General features: G+C 64.4%; 17 protein-coding genes. 9 read left to right on the top strand and 8 right to left on the bottom strand.

Annotation, left to right across the window (positions count from 1 at the left end; genetic code table 11):
• The first annotated feature begins 227 nt into the window (after positions 1-227).
• Positions 228-854, top strand: a complete 627-nt coding sequence (locus EOA79_RS08085) for a DUF1062 domain-containing protein (RefSeq protein ID WP_067324929.1) — start codon at positions 228-230, stop codon at positions 852-854.
• A 56-nt stretch (positions 855-910) separates the two neighbouring features.
• On the opposite strand, the gene typA is transcribed toward EOA79_RS08085, so the two are convergent.
• Positions 911-2,740: a translational GTPase TypA gene (gene typA, locus EOA79_RS08080; RefSeq protein WP_067001463.1), complete on the bottom strand. Its 1,830-nt coding sequence runs from the start codon at positions 2,738-2,740 to the stop codon at positions 911-913.
• A gap of 193 nt (positions 2,741-2,933) precedes the next feature.
• Here typA and EOA79_RS08075 point away from each other — a divergent pair, with 193 nt between their 5' ends.
• Positions 2,934-3,218 carry a hypothetical protein gene (locus EOA79_RS08075; protein WP_245475361.1) on the top strand — a complete coding sequence of 95 codons (285 nt, stop codon included), beginning with the start codon at positions 2,934-2,936 and terminating at the stop codon, positions 3,216-3,218.
• Between the two features lie 97 nt (positions 3,219-3,315).
• On the opposite strand, the gene EOA79_RS08070 is transcribed toward EOA79_RS08075, so the two are convergent.
• Together EOA79_RS08070 and EOA79_RS08065 are read right to left on the bottom strand one after the other, a co-directional pair.
• A complete protein-coding gene (locus tag EOA79_RS08070) occupies positions 3,316-4,860 on the bottom strand; it encodes an alkaline phosphatase (RefSeq protein ID WP_128292957.1) in 1,545 nt (514 codons plus the stop codon).
• A gap of 136 nt (positions 4,861-4,996) precedes the next feature.
• Positions 4,997-6,280 (bottom strand): MFS transporter, encoded by a 1,284-nt coding sequence (locus EOA79_RS08065; protein WP_095799700.1) that lies wholly within the window; start codon positions 6,278-6,280, stop codon positions 4,997-4,999.
• Between the two features lie 78 nt (positions 6,281-6,358).
• Here EOA79_RS08065 and EOA79_RS08060 point away from each other — a divergent pair, with 78 nt between their 5' ends.
• Together EOA79_RS08060 and EOA79_RS08055 are read left to right on the top strand one after the other, a co-directional pair.
• On the top strand, positions 6,359-6,976 hold the full coding sequence (locus EOA79_RS08060; RefSeq protein ID WP_095824171.1) for a TetR/AcrR family transcriptional regulator: 618 nt from the start codon (positions 6,359-6,361) through the stop codon (positions 6,974-6,976).
• A 213-nt stretch (positions 6,977-7,189) separates the two neighbouring features.
• Positions 7,190-7,780, top strand: a complete 591-nt coding sequence (locus EOA79_RS08055; protein ID WP_067324919.1) for a hypothetical protein — start codon at positions 7,190-7,192, stop codon at positions 7,778-7,780.
• A gap of 281 nt (positions 7,781-8,061) precedes the next feature.
• Here the strand turns inward: EOA79_RS08055 and ppa are convergent, their stop codons facing one another.
• The 5 genes from ppa to EOA79_RS08025 form a co-directional block, all read right to left on the bottom strand.
• Positions 8,062-8,595 carry an inorganic diphosphatase gene (gene ppa / locus EOA79_RS08050; RefSeq protein WP_067001447.1) on the bottom strand — a complete coding sequence of 178 codons (534 nt, stop codon included), beginning with the start codon at positions 8,593-8,595 and terminating at the stop codon, positions 8,062-8,064.
• A gap of 215 nt (positions 8,596-8,810) precedes the next feature.
• Entirely contained in the window at positions 8,811-9,317 is a 507-nt protein-coding gene (locus tag EOA79_RS08045; RefSeq protein ID WP_067324917.1) for a GNAT family N-acetyltransferase, read from the bottom strand.
• A gap of 149 nt (positions 9,318-9,466) precedes the next feature.
• Positions 9,467-10,105 (bottom strand): TPM domain-containing protein, encoded by a 639-nt coding sequence (locus EOA79_RS08040; protein ID WP_095782645.1) that lies wholly within the window; start codon positions 10,103-10,105, stop codon positions 9,467-9,469.
• Positions 10,106-10,111: 6 nt separating this feature from the next.
• Entirely contained in the window at positions 10,112-10,936 is an 825-nt protein-coding gene (locus EOA79_RS08035) for a YgcG family protein (RefSeq protein ID WP_179293615.1), read from the bottom strand.
• A gap of 203 nt (positions 10,937-11,139) precedes the next feature.
• Positions 11,140-11,784, bottom strand: coding sequence for a LemA family protein (locus EOA79_RS08025; RefSeq protein WP_067001437.1), 645 nt, complete (start codon positions 11,782-11,784; stop codon positions 11,140-11,142).
• Between the two features lie 155 nt (positions 11,785-11,939).
• Here EOA79_RS08025 and EOA79_RS08020 point away from each other — a divergent pair, with 155 nt between their 5' ends.
• The 5 genes from EOA79_RS08020 to EOA79_RS08000 all read left to right on the top strand — a co-directional run bounded on the left by EOA79_RS08020 (position 11,940) and on the right by EOA79_RS08000 (position 15,060).
• Positions 11,940-12,191 carry a hypothetical protein gene (locus EOA79_RS08020; protein ID WP_095824172.1) on the top strand — a complete coding sequence of 84 codons (252 nt, stop codon included), beginning with the start codon at positions 11,940-11,942 and terminating at the stop codon, positions 12,189-12,191.
• A gap of 12 nt (positions 12,192-12,203) precedes the next feature.
• Positions 12,204-13,088 (top strand): pyridoxal kinase PdxY, encoded by an 885-nt coding sequence (pdxY, locus tag EOA79_RS08015; RefSeq protein ID WP_095824173.1) that lies wholly within the window; start codon positions 12,204-12,206, stop codon positions 13,086-13,088.
• Positions 13,085-13,852 carry a DUF429 domain-containing protein gene (locus tag EOA79_RS08010; protein ID WP_095824174.1) on the top strand — a complete coding sequence of 256 codons (768 nt, stop codon included), beginning with the start codon at positions 13,085-13,087 and terminating at the stop codon, positions 13,850-13,852. Before pdxY ends, EOA79_RS08010 begins: the two co-directional genes overlap by 4 nt.
• Positions 13,853-13,991: 139 nt before the next feature.
• Complete coding sequence (locus tag EOA79_RS08005) at positions 13,992-14,633, top strand: carbonic anhydrase (protein ID WP_067001427.1); 642 nt, start codon at positions 13,992-13,994, stop codon at positions 14,631-14,633.
• 10 nt (positions 14,634-14,643) lie between these two features.
• Entirely contained in the window at positions 14,644-15,060 is a 417-nt protein-coding gene (locus EOA79_RS08000; protein ID WP_095799694.1) for a hypothetical protein, read from the top strand.
• Positions 15,061-15,209: the final 149 nt, after the last annotated feature.

The raw sequence follows: 15,209 nt of genomic DNA, 5'->3' as shown, positions 1-15,209 counted from the left end.
CGTCTACTCCCCGAAAGCACGCGCAGGCGCGCTTTGGCGGCGCCTGCATCATTTCATGTGTTCTTCAGGCGGCGGCTCGAGACCGGTTTGGCATTGCTGAGCCGCCGTCGCGCAATTGCGCGGGCGCCTGATTTTCAACCACTACAGCCTTTCGCCACACCGTGCCCGCATGGGCATCTCGGACATTGCCGCGCTGACGGACTTCCCGACGGGAAGGGCCTATCGGCATGTCTCGAACTTTGCGCATTCGCTGGGTGGTCGCGCCCGCAGTCGCGCCTCGACCTCTCATCAACTGCAATCGCTGCGGCGGCGTCAAACCTTACCAATGCAGCGGAAAGTTCCGCGTCAACGCCAACGGCAAGCGCATCGATGCCTGGCTGATCTATCGCTGCACCGACTGCGACAATTCCTGGAACCGAACCATTTTCGAGCGATGCAACCGTCGCGACATCGCACCGGCGCTGATGGCTGCACTGGAGCGCAACGATCCGACGCTGGTCCGACACTATGGCTTCGATGCCGTGGCGCTCAGAAATCGGGTCGGGCGGATCGAAGAATCTCCCGAAGTCACGGTGCGAAAGGAGCCGCTGGATGGCAGGCCGGAAGGCGCGACGGCGCTTTGGCTTGAGCTTCGGCTCGATGCCGCAACGCCCTTGCGGCTTGACCGCTTGCTCGCCGGCGAGCTCGGCATCTCCCGGTCGAGGCTGCAGGCCTGGGAAGCGCGGCGGTTGCTCGCTATCGAACCGTGCGGCGCCAAAGCCCTGCGCAGGCCGGTGCGCGACGGCATGGTGGTACGCGTCGACCTCTCCGGCGAGACCGGCCGTGACGCTGTCGTTTCGGCCGCATGTGCATGAAGTGAAAAGAGAGGGAGCGATGCCCCCTCCCTTGAGTAACTGCCTGGGCTAAAACCCTACGCCGCGCCCATCACCTTGGCCGACTTCTCGAAGCGCTTGCGCTCGTTCGGGTCGAGATAGAGCTTCCTGAGCCGAATGGTCTTCGGCGTCACCTCGACCAGCTCGTCGTCCTGGATCCAGGCCAGCGCGCGTTCCAGCGTCATGCGGACCGGCGGCGTCAGCTTCACCGCCTCGTCCTTGCCGGCGGCGCGGATGTTGGTGAGCTTCTTGCCCTTCAGCACGTTCACTTCCAGGTCGTTGTCGCGGGAATGGATGCCGATGATCATGCCCTGGTAAACCTTGACGCCCGGATCGATGATCATCGGGCCGCGGTCCTCCAGGTTCCACATCGCATAGGCGACCGACTCACCCTGTTCGTTGGAGATCAGCACGCCATTGGTGCGGCCGGGCAGCTCGCCCTTGTACGGCTCATAGGCATGAAACAGCCGGTTCATCACGGCGGTGCCGCGCGTGTCGGTCAACAGCTCCGACTGGTAGCCGATCAGGCCGCGGGTCGGCGCATGGAAGACAAGGCGCTGGCGGTTGCCGCCGGAGGGGCGCAGCTCGACCATCTCGGCCTTGCGTTCCGACATCTTCTGCACGACCACGCCGGCGTGCTCCTCGTCGACGTCGATGACGACTTCCTCGACCGGCTCCAGCAACTGGCCGTCATCGCCCTTCTGCATGACGACCCGCGGGCGCGACACGGCGATCTCGAAGCCTTCGCGGCGCATCGTCTCGATCAGCACGGCAAGCTGCAACTCGCCGCGACCGGAGACGAAGAAGGAATCCTTCTCCGGCGATTCCTCGATCTTGAGCGCCACATTGCCTTCGGCCTCGCGCAGCAGCCGGTCGCGAATGACGCGGCTGGTCACCTTGTCGCCCTCGGTGCCGGCAAGCGGACTGTCGTTGACCAGGAAGGACATGGTCACCGTCGGCGGGTCGATCGGCTGCGCATGCAGCGGCTCGCTCACGCTCGGATCGCAGAAGGTGTCGGCGACGGTGCCCTTCGACAGGCCGGCGATGGCGACGATGTCGCCCGCCTGGGCTTCCTCGATCGGCTGGCGCTCAAGCCCGCGGAAGGCGAGGATTTTCGAGATTCGTCCGGTCTCGATCTGCGTGCCGTCATGGTGCAGCACCTTGACCGCCTGGTTGGGCTTCAGCGAACCGGACTCGATGCGGCCGGTGATGATGCGGCCGAGGAACGGATTGGCTTCGAGGATCGTACCGATCATGCGGAACGGACCGGGATGCACCGTCGGCGCCGGCACATGCTTGACGACGAGATCGAACAGCGGCGCAAGGCCCTGGTCTTTCGGGCCTTCAGGATTTTCCGACACCCAGCCGTCGCGGCCCGAGCCGTAGAGGATCGGGAAGTCGAGCTGTTCGTCGGTCGCATCGAGCGCCGCGAACAGGTCGAACACCTCGTTGACCACCTCGATGTGACGGGCGTCCGGGCGGTCGATCTTGTTGATGACGACGATCGGCCGCAGACCTACCTTCAGCGCCTTGCCGACGACGAATTTGGTCTGCGGCATCGGCCCTTCGGCGGCGTCGACGAGCACGATCGCCGAATCCACCATCGACAGGATGCGCTCGACCTCGCCGCCGAAGTCGGCGTGTCCGGGCGTGTCGACGATGTTGATGCGGGTGCCCTTCCAATCGACCGAGGTCGCCTTGGCCAGGATGGTGATGCCGCGTTCTTTTTCGAGGTCGTTGGAGTCCATGGCGCGCTCGGCGACGCGCTGGTTTTCGCGGAAGGCGCCGGACTGTTTCAGGAGTTGGTCGACGAGCGTGGTTTTCCCATGGTCGACATGCGCGATGATCGCGATATTGCGGAGGTTCATTGTCTGGTCTCGGGAGCGTTGCAGGCAGCAGGCCCGAAAGCGCCGCCTTTTTCGTTGGGCGGCTCATACAAGGTTTTTCGCAATTGCGAAAGGGGAGGCCCCGCCCCAAATAAATGGTCACTGATTCTTAAACGTCTTGGTGTGAAATGATTCTGTTAACCAAGGCGGAACCTTTGAGGGGCCGGGCAATTTCATGTTCATGACCGATCAGATGTCCAGATTGCGTCCGGTTTTCGCGTGGGCAGCGCTTGGCGTGCTTGTTGCGGCTGGCGCCGCGCAGTCGGCGGCTGCCCTGAGAGAAGCTGACCCCTCGCCCCCTGATGCCAAAACCGCGCAGCAGATGTTTGCCGACGCCCCGGACGGGGTCGACCCGATCGTCACCGGCCCGGTCAGCGCCGCATTCAAGCAGCGCCAGAAGGCAGCCAACTGCGACACCGCCGTCTGGCCGAGCATTCCCGCGACCTGCTATCCGGATTAATATTGCGACGGCTATCGACAAAGGTAGCACTCCGGCACACCCTCCTCTGCCGTGACGGACAGTCCGACAGGACAGAGAGGGTTGCCTGGCGCCGACCCTAAGCCGACCGCACCGGATCGAGCGTGACCTTGTAGAGCTGGTTGTCGTCGCGATCCATCAGCCGCACCGTTAGTTGCTCGGTGGCGCCGGAAATGTCGACCAGGCCGAAGAACTGCAGGCCCGCTGATGGCGGCAGGTTCTGGCCCTGCTCGGCGCTCGGCGCCTTGATGAACTTCAGCTCGGGCCCGAAGGTCATGTCGAGATCGTTGGGACCGAAGGTGCCGGCGTGGATCGGGCCGGAGACGAATTCCCAGAACGGGTTGAAATCCTGGAACTGCGCCTTGTCTGGATTGTAGTAATGCGCCGCCGTGTAGTGGACGTCGGCGGTCAGCCACACCGTGTTGGTGATCCCGGCGGTCTTGATGTAGCGCAGCAGGTCGGCGAATTCGAGCTCGCGGCCCTTCGGCGCGCCATTGTCGCCGTTGCTGACCGCCTCGGCTCCGACCTTTTTGGCCGCGTCGTTCCAGACGACGAGGCCGAGCGGCATGTCGGCGGCGATGATCTTCCAGGTCGCCTTGGAATTCGCCAGCTCGCGCTTCAGCCACTGCGTCTGCTGCTCGCCGAGCATGCGCGACTTCGGCGTCAGCGTGTCCTCCATGTCGGGGCCGTTCGGGCCGCGGTAGGAGCGCATGTCGAGGAAGAACACGTCGAGCAGCGGCCCGTGGGCGATCTTGCGATAGACGCGTCCCGGTTCCGAAGGCTCGTAGCGGATGGTCGTCATTTCATGGAAGGCGCGCGCCGCTCGGGCCGCCAGCACATGGATGGATTTTTCCGTGTAGCGGTTGTCGGCCGTCAGGTCCTTCGAATCCGACCAGTTGTTCACCACCTCGTGGTCGTCCCACTGGTAGAAGGTCGGGCAGATGGCGCTAAGCGCGAGCACGTGCTTGTCCATCATGTTGTACTTCCACTGGTCGCGATATTCGTCGATCATGACGACGTTCTTCCACTTGCCGCCGCCGGGCAGGTCGACCTCGTCCTTCATGGCGCCGTCGGCATAGATCGTGTCGCCGGAATGGAGGAAGAAGTCAGGCGTGTGCTTGGCGATGGTGGAGTAGGTCTTCATGCCGGTCTCGTCGATGCCCCAGCCCTGGCCGGCGGTGTCGCCCGACCACGCGAAGCGCACGTCGCGCTTCGACGCCGGCGCGGTGCGGAAACGGCCGACGATCGGCTCGGAGATGGCGTTGATGTCGGAAAGATCGGCGGCCGTCATCCGGAAGAAAATGTCCTGGTCGGCGGCGAGGTCGGTGAGCAGCCGCTTCACCGTATAGTCGCTGGCGGGCGAGGTATCGAGCGGCGCCAGCCTGACGGCGTCGGCGAAGCTTTCGGTGGTCGACACTTCGTACATCACGCGCGCCGGCCGGTCGGTGCGGGTCCAGACCATGCCGGAGGTGGCGTCGATATCGCCGGACTGGACGCCGTGGGTGAAGGCCGGGCGCTGATTGGCGCGCGAATAGTAAGGCAACGCGAGTCCGGAGGCGCCGACTAGGCCAAAGGCGCTGGCCGAGGTGACGAAAGCGCGGCGGGTTAACGAGAGCTTGTTCATGGCTGTCTCCGGATGGCGTTGAACGGGACCGCCAACCTCCGGCCTCAATGTTTCAGGCGCATATCGGAACCATGAAATTTTGATAACAGGTCACAGCTCTCCCCTTCTCCCCTTGCGGGAGAAGGGGAAGTCGCGCTTACGCCGCCTGCGGTTCCGGCTCAAAAGCCGGCTTGCTCGTGTTGATCAAGAGCGAAATACAGGCCGCGGCTATGCCGGTCATGCCGGCGATCAGGAAGGCAAGCTCGTAATTGCCCTGCAATTCGCGCATCGTGCCGCCGAAGGCCGCCGCCGCCGCGGCGCCCACTTGGTGGCCGGCGACGATCCAGCCGAACACGATCGGGCCGCTGCGGTCGCCGAAAGCTTCGTTGGCGAGCCTGAGCGTCGGCGGCACGGTGGCGATCCAGTCGAGCCCATAGAGCACGGCGAAGATGATCAGGCTGACGGCCGAGAAGCCGGAATAGGGCAGATAGATCAGCGACAGGCCGCGCACGGCATAATAGACGCCAAGCAGCTTGCGCGGATCGAAACGGTCGGTGAGCCAGCCGGACAGCGTCGTGCCGATCAGGTCGAAGATGCCCATCATCGACAACAGCCCGGCTGCCTGCACCTCGCCGATGCCCATGTCGCCGCAAAAGGCGATGAGGTGCGTGCCGACGAGGCCGTTTGTGGTGAAACCGCAGACGAAGAATGTGGCGAACAGGTACCAGAACACCCTGGTTCCCGCGGCACGGCGCAACGTGTTCAGCGTATGCGCCAGGAAATTGCCTTGCGCGGCCGGCGACACCGGCGGCACGTCGTCGGCATCGGCGCCATAACGCACCTGGCCGATGGAAGCCGGGCGCTCCGGCACCAGCAGAAAGACCAGCGGCACGAGAGCCGCCGTGGCAATGGCGATGGCAACGGCGACCGGCTTCCAACCTCCCGACTGAGCCAACGAGGCGAGCAGCGGCAGGAACACCAGCAGGCCGGTCGCGCTCGAGGCGGACATCAGCCCCATCACCAGGCCGCGATTGGTCTTGAACCAGCGATTGACGATGGTGGCGCCGAGCACGGTGGCGACCGCGCCCGAGCCGATGCCCGAAAATACCCCCCATGTGAGCAGCAGATGCCACGGCTTGGTCATCAGCAGGCTGAGCGCTGTGGAACCCGACATGATCAGCAGCGCGGCAAGCAGCGTGCGGCGTAGCCCGATCCGCTCCATCAACGCCGCGGCAAACGGCCCGGTGAGGCCATAGAGGAAGATGCCGACAGCGGCGGCAAGCGAGACGACATCGCGCCGCCAGCCGAAGCTCTCTTCCAGCGGCAGCATCATGACCGCCGGCGCGGAACGAAGCCCGGCGGCGATCAGCAGGCAGAAGAAGATGACTGCGACGACGACGAAGGCGTAGCGCTGGCCAAAGGGACGGGAATGAGCTATCATGTTACTGACCGGTACGTTGCAATGGAGCGGCGCCATTCATACGTACCGGTCAGTAACAATGTCAAGCGAGTTTGTTGAATGCCATCGGACAATAAAATTGAAGCGTCGATCAGCGGAGCCGGCACGGCACCGGCGCCGAAGGCTGCCGACAAGATCCTCGACGTGGCGCGCGATCTGTTCTATCGCGAAGGCATCCGGGCGATCGGCGTCGACGAGATCGTCAGGCGCGCCGGCGTCACCAAGCCCAGCCTGTACCGGACCTTCCCGTCCAAGGACGAACTCGCCGCTTCCTATCTGCGCAAGTACGACCTCGAATTCTGGCAGCGGTTCGACGACGCCGTGGACGCGCATCCTGGCAACCCGCGCGCGCAGATCATCGCTTTCCTCACCCGCGTCGGCAAACGCACGCAGAGGCCGGACTATCGCGGCTGCGGCATGACCAATGCGGCGGTCGAATATCCCGAGCACGGCCATCCCGCGCGGGTGGTGAGCGAGAACAACAAGCAGGAATTGCGCCGGCGCCTGCGCGCCATGGCGGCAGCGATGGGTGCGAGTGATTCCGATACGCTGGGCGATGGGCTGCTGCTGCTGATCGAAGGCGCCTATATCAGCGGCCAATTGTTCGGCCTCGGCGGACCGGCGGCATCAGTCGCCCGTAACGCCGATCTGCTGATTGAAGCCAGCTTGAAGAACTAGTGGTCCGCTGCTTCGGCGCTTTTCCTGCAACGTCGGCTGTTGGCGAAACCATCGAGGAGAGCGCCCCTCTCCCCGTCGCTATACAGGGAGAGGATGCCGGCAGGCAGGTGAGGAGCAGCACCGGCCTAGACAATTGACCCTTCGCGCCAACCCAGCTTCCTAGGCTCACGCGGGTTTTAACGCTACGCTGCTGCACCAAACGGAGGTCTTCGGATGCGCGCCTGGCTTGCTCTTACTGCCTTTGTCATCCTTGGTGGCTCGGCCCATGCCGGCGACATTTCCAGCGACTATACCGACCTCGACTGGAAGAAGGACTGCGTGACCTACGCGCAATCGGAAGAAGGCGACGGCGACTGGGCGAACCTCGCCTGCGCGGGCTATCGCGGCTATCCGGTGCTGATCGGCTATGACGACGCGCGCGAGTCCGTCTACTACGGTTTTCCCTCCGACGACATGACCGCCATCTGGGAGAGTTTCTCCGGGTTCAACACCGCTGGGGCGAAGGTCGAGTGGCGCATCGAAACCAATGGCGACAAGGCGGTGCCCTTCGCCGTCATTCATCGTCGCGAGATCAGCAATCCCGAAAACGAAAACAAGCCGACCGAGGTGCTGGTCGTCGCCAAGGTCGCGCAGCCGGAGGAGCATGAGGGTTGCACAATCGGCCTCGTGCTCGCTACCGGCAACCCTCAGGCCAACGATCAGGCCCGCAAGCTCGCCGACCAAAAGGCGAAGGGTTTTGCTTGCGGCAAGGACAAGCGCGAGGTGATCGGCAACGTGCCGGACTTCGGCCGAGTAGATAACTAGAAATCAGAGGGTGTTCGACGAATGCGAGACGGCGAAGGTTGCGCATCCGTCATCCTTGGGCGGAGCAAGGAGCGAAGCGACGCGGCGCAGACCCAAGGATCCATGCCGTTACATCAAGGCGTTGCCACGGTGCAGTAATTCTGTTCCGTAACGATCTTCGCGCGACCTCACGGCATGGATCCCAGGGTCTCCGCGACGGAGCTGCGCTCCTGCTTCGCCCTGGGATGACGACGTTGAGGGCTCGCCCAAGCCCCATCGCCCAGCCGTTGGCTGCCGCTTACCTACTTGACCGCCTTCGCCCGTTCGATCGCCTCGACGATCATCTTCTTGGCATAGTTGGAATCGTGCCAGCCCTCGATCTTGACCCATTTGCCGGGCTCGAGATCCTTGTAGTGCTCGAAGAAGTGCTGCACCTGCTGGCGGGTGATTTCCGGCAGGTGCGTGTATTCGGTGACATTCTCGTAGCGCAGCGTCAGCTTCGGCGAGGGAACCGCGATCACCTTCTCGTCCTGGCCGGCATTGTCTTCCATGATCAAGACGCCGATCGGCCGCACATTGATGACGCAGCCCGGCACCAGCGCGCGCGTGTTGCAGACGAGCACGTCGATTGGGTCGCCGTCCCCCGACAAAGTGTGCGGCACGAAGCCGTAATTGCCGGGATAGCGCATCGAGGTGTGCAGGAAGCGGTCGACGAACAGCGTGCCGGCCTCCTTGTCCATCTCGTACTTGATCGGCTCGCCGCCGATCGGCACCTCGATGATGACGTTGATGTCCTCGGGCGGATTCTTCCCCGTTGGTACGGCTTCGATGCGCATGCTCAAATCCCTCTCTCGATTTGTGAGATCGATAGCGGGCGGCGCTTCATGGTGCAATGCGGCGAATAGCACTGGACGCTAATGGAAGCGCACAGTTTGTGATGGATTGTAACCCAATGCATGTCGCCCAAGACTGCGCAGCGGTTTTGGGCGAACGATATGCATCAAACGAAGACTTGAAGCACGTCACCGCTACGCGCTTTAAGTGGCGGCCATCATTCCCAGACGAAGGCAACCTTCTTCAGCGCCTTCTGCTCGAAGACCTCGACGCCTTCGGCGACGTCGCGGCCGCCATTGCCGGCATAGAAGGCCAGCGCGTTGTAATTGTCCTCCAGCGCCCACACCACCAGGCCTCTGAGGCCGTGGTCGGCAAGGCGCGTCCGCGCCGCCTTGAACAGCCTGCTGCCGAGGCCGATGCCCTGATATTCCGGACGCAGGTAAAGCTCGTAGATCTCGCCTTGCTGCCTGAGCTCGCGGGCGCGGTTCCTGCCGATCGTGGCATAGCCGGCGATCGTGCCCCCGATCTCGACCACCAGCACGGTCGCTGCCTTGCGAATTGCGTTCGCCCACCAATCGGGGCCGCGGCGATTGATCATGGCCGTCAGCGTGCGATGCGGGATGATGCCGGAATAGGCGCCGCGCCATGCCTCCTGGTGCACGTCCGCGATAGCCATTGCATCGCGAGGGTCGGCTTTCCGGATGTCGATCGTCAGCGTGTTCATGATTTGTTAATCATAAACCCGCTTGGCCCGACTGCAAAGAGTCCGCGCTGTCGCGCCCGCGCTTTCTCACAAACGAGCTTGGCGGCGTCGGAGGCGCCGAAAACCAGCCCTCACCCGGCCCCGGCAGAGCAGATTTTCAGTCAGTTCCGTCAGATCTCGACGAGATGGTCATCCAATTCATTGGTGTCGCCGGCGGTAACCGGGAAATGCTCGGCCAGCACCGCGCCGACCGATTCGATCGCCTTGGCGAAGCCGTCGGCGAGTCGGTCGTCGCCCGCGTGCTGTGTCAGGTCCCGCACCACGCCATCCCAGACATGCTGGCCGACCTTAGCATCGATGCCGCTGTCGGCAACGACCTCGGCATAGCGCTCGGCGATGGAGACGAAGATCAGCACGCCCGTCCTCGCCTGGGTGCGGTGGACGTTGCGGGCGAGAAATTGCTTCATCGCATTGGCATGCGCCGCCTGGTAGCGCAGCCGTTTCGGCACGAGGTGAATGCGCAAGCCGGGCAGCGCCCAGAGGAGCGCGAGCATGCAGCCAAACGCCAGAAGCTGAGCAAGTACGAAATGCGGCAAACGGATGGTCAGCCACAAGGCTTCCAGCCCGTAGGCCACTGCGAGGCTGACGACAATCGTGGCGAGTGCCGCCGCGAACGCGGCCGGGAAGAAATAGCCGTCGCTGGACCCCGCCACGACGCAGTATATCTCGCCGTCGGTCCTTGCTTCCGCGGCACGGATGGCACCGGCGATGCGGTCATGGTCCTCGGGGCTGATCGGTCGCGTTGCCATGGTTTCTCACCAGCTTCCAGAGGAGCCGCCGCCGCCCGACGAACCGCCGCCGCCGGAAAACCCGCCACCGCCGCCACCGGAGGACCAACCTCCACCGCCCGACGACCAGCCGCCGCCACCGGACGACCATCCGCCGGAGGATCGCCGGCTGGGCTCGAAGGTCATGCCGAGCCAGCGGTAGCGGCCGGGCCCGATCTTCTGGCCGAAGATCGGCGGCAGCACCGTCAGCGCGATGCCGCCGAAGAAGATCAGCGCCCAGATGGTGATGAAGATGGCGAAGAACAGGTCGTCGGAGTTGAACGGCGCCTGCTCGTTACGCTTGCCGCGCGCCTCCAGCTCCTCCGGATTGCCCTCCAGCACCATGATCATGTCGTCGACGGCTTTGCTGATGCCGCCGGAGAAGTCCCCGGCGCGGAAGGCCGGCACCATGTCGTTCTCGATGATCAGCTTGGTGTGCAGGTCGGTCAGCGTGCCTTCCAGCCCATAGCCGACCTCGATGCGCATCTTGCGATCATTCGGCGCAACCAGGAGAAGAACACCATTGTTCTCTTTGGCCTGGCCGAGCTTCCAGAAGCGGAACAGCCGGTTGGCGTAGGGCTCGATCTCCTCGCCGCCGAGGGTGGGGATGGTCGCGACGACGATCTGGTCGGAGCCTTTCTTCTCGAAATCGGCGAGTTTCTGGGTCAGCGCCGCGCGCGTGCCGGCGTCGATAATGCCGGCATTGTCGACGACACGGCCAGTGAGCGGGGGCAGGTCGGCGGCAAGGGCGGCAAAGGCGAGGAGGAGGCAGAAGATGCTCAGCAAAACGCCGATGAAGGCATTCCGTCCCACCCCCCTCTGGCCTGCCGGCCATCTCCCCCGCAGGGGGGGAGATTGGATGTCACCGCCGCCTTCGCCAACCGCCTGCGTTGCAGGAGATGCACGGTCAGCGAAACTGCCGATCTCCCCCCAAGAGGGGGAGATGTCCGGCAGGACAGAGGGGGGCGCGAAGGAACGCAAGGCCTGCAAGCTCGAATAAATTTGAGTCGCGCCGCTCACCCGCCCTGCTTGGTGCTCGTGCCGAAATCCACCTTCGGCACCTGCATCTTGTCTTCCTCTACGGTGAAGTTCGCAAACGGCTCATTGCCGCGGAACCAGAATGTCGCCCACAGCACCGACGGGAAGGTCCTCAGTGTCAGATTGTACTCCCTGACCGCCTGGATGTAGTCGCGACGCGCCACCGCGATGCGGTTCTCGGTGCCTTCGAGCTGCGCCTGCAGCGCGAGGAAATTCTGGTTGGCCTTGAGGTCGGGATAGTTTTCCGAGACCGCGATCAACCGCGACAGCGCGCCCGTCAGCCCGGCCTGGGCATCCTGAAATTTTTTGAGGGCTTCCGGATCCTTCAGCGTCTCCGGCGTCACCGTGATCTGCGTCGCCTTGGCGCGCGCCTGGACCACCGCGTCGAGCGTGTCCTTCTCGTGCGAGGCGTAGCCCTTCACCGTCTCGACCAGGTTGGGGATCAGGTCGGCGCGACGCTGATACTGGTTGAGCACCTCGCTCCAGGCCGCCCTGGCATTCTCCTCCGCCGTCGGGATGGTGTTGTAGCCGCAGCCGGCAAGCAGCGGCAGCACGAAGGCCATCATCAGCAAGGCCGGCAAATTGCGGAAAGCGGAGGGTAGAAGAAGGCGCTCGGCGAACATGATTGGTCCCCTCGACAGAAGTTGTGATGCGAAGCATTACCACAATCCGTGCGCAAGAAAATGACCCGGTCGTGGCAGCGCTCTGATCTTGGCCGCTCGCCCCTGTGAATACGCGACCGAACAGGCTAAGCTCCGGGCCGGAAAGGACATTTGCCATGGCCGAGCGCCGGGACGACGAGAATGAATCGCGCCGCATCCTTGAGCGCGTGGCGCGCGAAACGACGCCGGGCGGCGCTTCCTTCGTCGCCCGCACCGCGAAGGACGCACGCGACCACGTGACCGCGGCGGATGCCGACCGCTCCGATCCGATCGAAGTTTGGGGCACCCGCATTGGCCGAACGCTCGGCCTCATCATCGCCATTGGGCTGTTGGTGTGGCTGGTGTATGCCGCCACGCAGAGTGGCTAGGAACCGAATTTCATGATTGCTGATAAAACCGACGCGCCGCGCGCGGTCATCGTCATCTCCAGTCATGTCGCCCGCGGCTCGGTCGGCAACCGCGCCGCGGTCTTCGCGCTGGAGACGCTGGGTTTCCCGGTTTGGGCGGTGCCGACCGTGATCCTGCCCTGGCACCCAGGCCACAGCCGCGCCACCCGCATCGTGCCGCCGCTCGATCAGTTCAAGGCGCTGATGGCCGACCTCGAGCGCGCGCCGTGGCTGGGCGAGGTGAGCGCGGTGCTCTCGGGCTATCTCGGTGAGGCCGGCCAGGCGGAGGCCGTCGCTTCGCTGGTTGCGGCCGTCAAGGCGAGGACGCCGGATGCCCTTTATGTCTGCGACCCGGTGATGGGCGATTCGGGCGGGCTCTATGTGCCGGAGCCGACGGCCGTCGCGCTGCGCGACAGGCTGATGCCGATCGCCGACATCGCCACGCCCAACCGCTACGAGCTCGAATGGATGGCCGGAGCGCCGCTGCCCGACATCAAATCGGTGACGGCGGCCGCCCTGCACGCCGGTCCCTCCACCATGCTGGTCACCTCGGCACCCTCGATGATGGCGGGCGGCACCGGTAACTTCCTCCTCGACGGCCGCCAGGCGCTGCTTGCCGAGCACCGCCTGATCGAGAAGCCGCCGAACGGGTTGGGCGACCTGACGGCCGCCGTCTATCTCGCCCGCATCCTTTCCGGCCAGCCGGCGGCGAAGGCGCTGCAGTCGACCACGGCCGCCGTCTACGAGATCCTGGCGCGCACGGCGAAACGCGGCGGCGACGAGCTGCAGCTCGAGACGGACGCGCAGAGCCTTTCGCATCCGATGGCGATGGTGCAGCTTCGCCATCTCCTTCATCCCGGGCGGGACAAGCGGGCGTGACGCCAGGCGGCGGCGTGCCGGCCGGCGTCGACGGCTGCAAGGCCGGCTGGATCGCCGTCCATCGCGAACATGGCGCGCCGCCATCGGCATCGGTCTTCGCGACTTTCGAGGCTCTGCTACACGCCCTGCCCGACGCCACGATCGCCGTCGACATGCCGATCGGCCTGCCTGATTTTTCCAACCGCGGCGGTCGCGGTCCGGAGGCGCTGGTGCGGCCGCTGCTCGGAGCACGGCAGTCGAGCGTCTTTGCCATACCATCGCGCGCTGCGCTTTACGCCGATACCGGCAACTTCACCACGGAGGAAGCCTGGTATGCCGCGCACCGGCGGGCAAGCGAGGTGGCTATGACGACTTCGGATCCGCCGCGCGGCGTTTCCATCCAGGCCTTCGGTATTTTTTCGAAGATTCGCGAGATCGACCAGCTGTTGATCGCGCGACCGGATTTACGCGGCCGCATCTTCGAATCGCACCCGGAAGTCGCCTTCTGTCGGCTGAACGGCGGCACCGCGATGATCCTGCCCAAGAAGATCAAGGGCACTATCAACCCGGCCGGCATGGAGGAGCGCAAGGCGCTGCTTTGCCGGCAAGGCTATGACAAGACCTTCCTCGACCAGGCGCCGCCGAAGGGTGCCGCCAGCGACGACTTCCTCGACGCGGCCGCCATGATGTTGATCGCCGGCCGCATCGCCAGCGGCGAGGCGCGGCCCTCGCCCGATCCGCCGCTGACCGACCGCTTCGGCATTCAGGTCGCCATCTGGGCATGACCGAACGGGGCGGCCGGCATGCGTTTGCGACGCCGCCATCCGCAATTCGGCATTGCCCGCGACCGGCTTTTGCCGCTAGAGGCTTTTTCGATCGCAACGAGCTGCCGCCCCCAAACCCTCGGAAAGGCTCTAGCCGCCAATGCCCCATCTCCCCGAACATCTGCTGACCGGCTATCGCAACTTCATGAGCGGCCGCTATCCCGCCGAAAGCGACCGCTACCGCTCGCTGGCGCGCGAGGGCCAGGCGCCCGAGACCATGATCGTCGCCTGCTGCGATTCCCGCTCGGCCCCCGAAGCGATCTTCGATGCCGGGCCGGGCGAGCTCTTCGTGCTGCGCAATGTCGGCAATCTCGTGCCGCCCTATGAGCCGGACGGCGAGTTCCACTCGACCTCTGCCGCGCTCGAGTTCGCCGTGCAGAGCCTGAAGGTTAAGAACATCGTGGTGATGGGCCATGGCCGCTGCGGCGGCATCCGCGCCGCGCTCGATACCAATTTTGCGCCGCTGTCGCCCGGCGATTTCATCGGCAAATGGATGAGCCTGATCGCGCCGGCTGCCGAGACCGTCTCGTCCAGCACCTTCATGACGGCGACCGAGCGCCAGACGGCGCTGGAGCGCATCTCGATCCGCTATTCGATCGCCAATCTCAGGACATTCCCTTGCGTTTCGATCCTCGAGGGCAAGGGCAAGCTTACCCTGCACGGCGCCTGGTTCGACATCTCGACCGGCGAGCTCTGGGTGATGAACAAGGAGACCGGCGATTTCGAGCGGCCGGAGCTTTGATGGAGGGTTGATGGAGCGGATCTGGTGTAGGTTTTTCCTTGCGGCAGCGCTGCTGCTGTCCGCGACGATCAGCGCCAGCGCCGATGACAGCGCCGTCATCGATCGTTGGTATTCGGCACTCCTGGTCGCCGACCGAACCGAACTGTCCGAATTGCTTTCTGAAGAGGTGCACATGAAGCTCGACGATGTCGGCGTCGTCCAGGACAAGCAGGAATTCCTCGCTTCGATCGACGAATGGCAAGGCGCGGTTGCCGGCGCCGCCATCCGCCATCGCATCGAGAAGAGCGAAAAGGGCGAGACCACGGTGCTCGCCTGCTACGATTTCCCCGAGAACGACACGCTGATGCGCGAGACCTTCACCGTCGTCGGCGGCCGCATCACCGCCAGCACTCAGACGGCGGTCGCGCAGGACTGCAGCGCCTACTGATCCTGTTGTTGCGCGGTGCCGAGCACCGCCCTACATCGGGATAACCCGCCTCCATTCAGCCCCACCAAAAGCGCCTATGGATTTGCCCATGTCAAAGACCGTCGACCTCGCCGCCCATCCGCTGACGCTTTGGCAAGGCCCGCTCGGCC

Source organism: Mesorhizobium sp. M1A.F.Ca.IN.020.03.2.1 (assembly GCF_004023205.1).
Classification (GTDB): domain Bacteria; phylum Pseudomonadota; class Alphaproteobacteria; order Rhizobiales; family Rhizobiaceae; genus Mesorhizobium.
This window is presented reverse-complemented; position numbering and strand designations above follow the sequence as displayed.

Coding starts and splice junctions, on each gene's coding strand:
- EOA79_RS08085 (WP_067324929.1), top strand. CDS start 228: ATGTCTCGAACTTTGCGCATTCGCTGGGTGGTCGCGCCCGCAGTCGCG.
- typA (WP_067001463.1), bottom strand. CDS start 2,740: ATGAACCTCCGCAATATCGCGATCATCGCGCATGTCGACCATGGGAAA.
- EOA79_RS08075 (WP_245475361.1), top strand. CDS start 2,934: ATGTTCATGACCGATCAGATGTCCAGATTGCGTCCGGTTTTCGCGTGG.
- EOA79_RS08070 (WP_128292957.1), bottom strand. CDS start 4,860: ATGAACAAGCTCTCGTTAACCCGCCGCGCTTTCGTCACCTCGGCCAGC.
- EOA79_RS08065 (WP_095799700.1), bottom strand. CDS start 6,280: ATGATAGCTCATTCCCGTCCCTTTGGCCAGCGCTACGCCTTCGTCGTC.
- EOA79_RS08060 (WP_095824171.1), top strand. CDS start 6,359: ATGCCATCGGACAATAAAATTGAAGCGTCGATCAGCGGAGCCGGCACG.
- EOA79_RS08055 (WP_067324919.1), top strand. CDS start 7,190: ATGCGCGCCTGGCTTGCTCTTACTGCCTTTGTCATCCTTGGTGGCTCG.
- ppa (WP_067001447.1), bottom strand. CDS start 8,595: ATGCGCATCGAAGCCGTACCAACGGGGAAGAATCCGCCCGAGGACATC.
- EOA79_RS08045 (WP_067324917.1), bottom strand. CDS start 9,317: ATGAACACGCTGACGATCGACATCCGGAAAGCCGACCCTCGCGATGCA.
- EOA79_RS08040 (WP_095782645.1), bottom strand. CDS start 10,105: ATGGCAACGCGACCGATCAGCCCCGAGGACCATGACCGCATCGCCGGT.
- EOA79_RS08025 (WP_067001437.1), bottom strand. CDS start 11,784: ATGTTCGCCGAGCGCCTTCTTCTACCCTCCGCTTTCCGCAATTTGCCG.
- EOA79_RS08020 (WP_095824172.1), top strand. CDS start 11,940: ATGGCCGAGCGCCGGGACGACGAGAATGAATCGCGCCGCATCCTTGAG.
- pdxY (WP_095824173.1), top strand. CDS start 12,204: ATGATTGCTGATAAAACCGACGCGCCGCGCGCGGTCATCGTCATCTCC.
- EOA79_RS08005 (WP_067001427.1), top strand. CDS start 13,992: ATGCCCCATCTCCCCGAACATCTGCTGACCGGCTATCGCAACTTCATG.
- EOA79_RS08000 (WP_095799694.1), top strand. CDS start 14,644: ATGGAGCGGATCTGGTGTAGGTTTTTCCTTGCGGCAGCGCTGCTGCTG.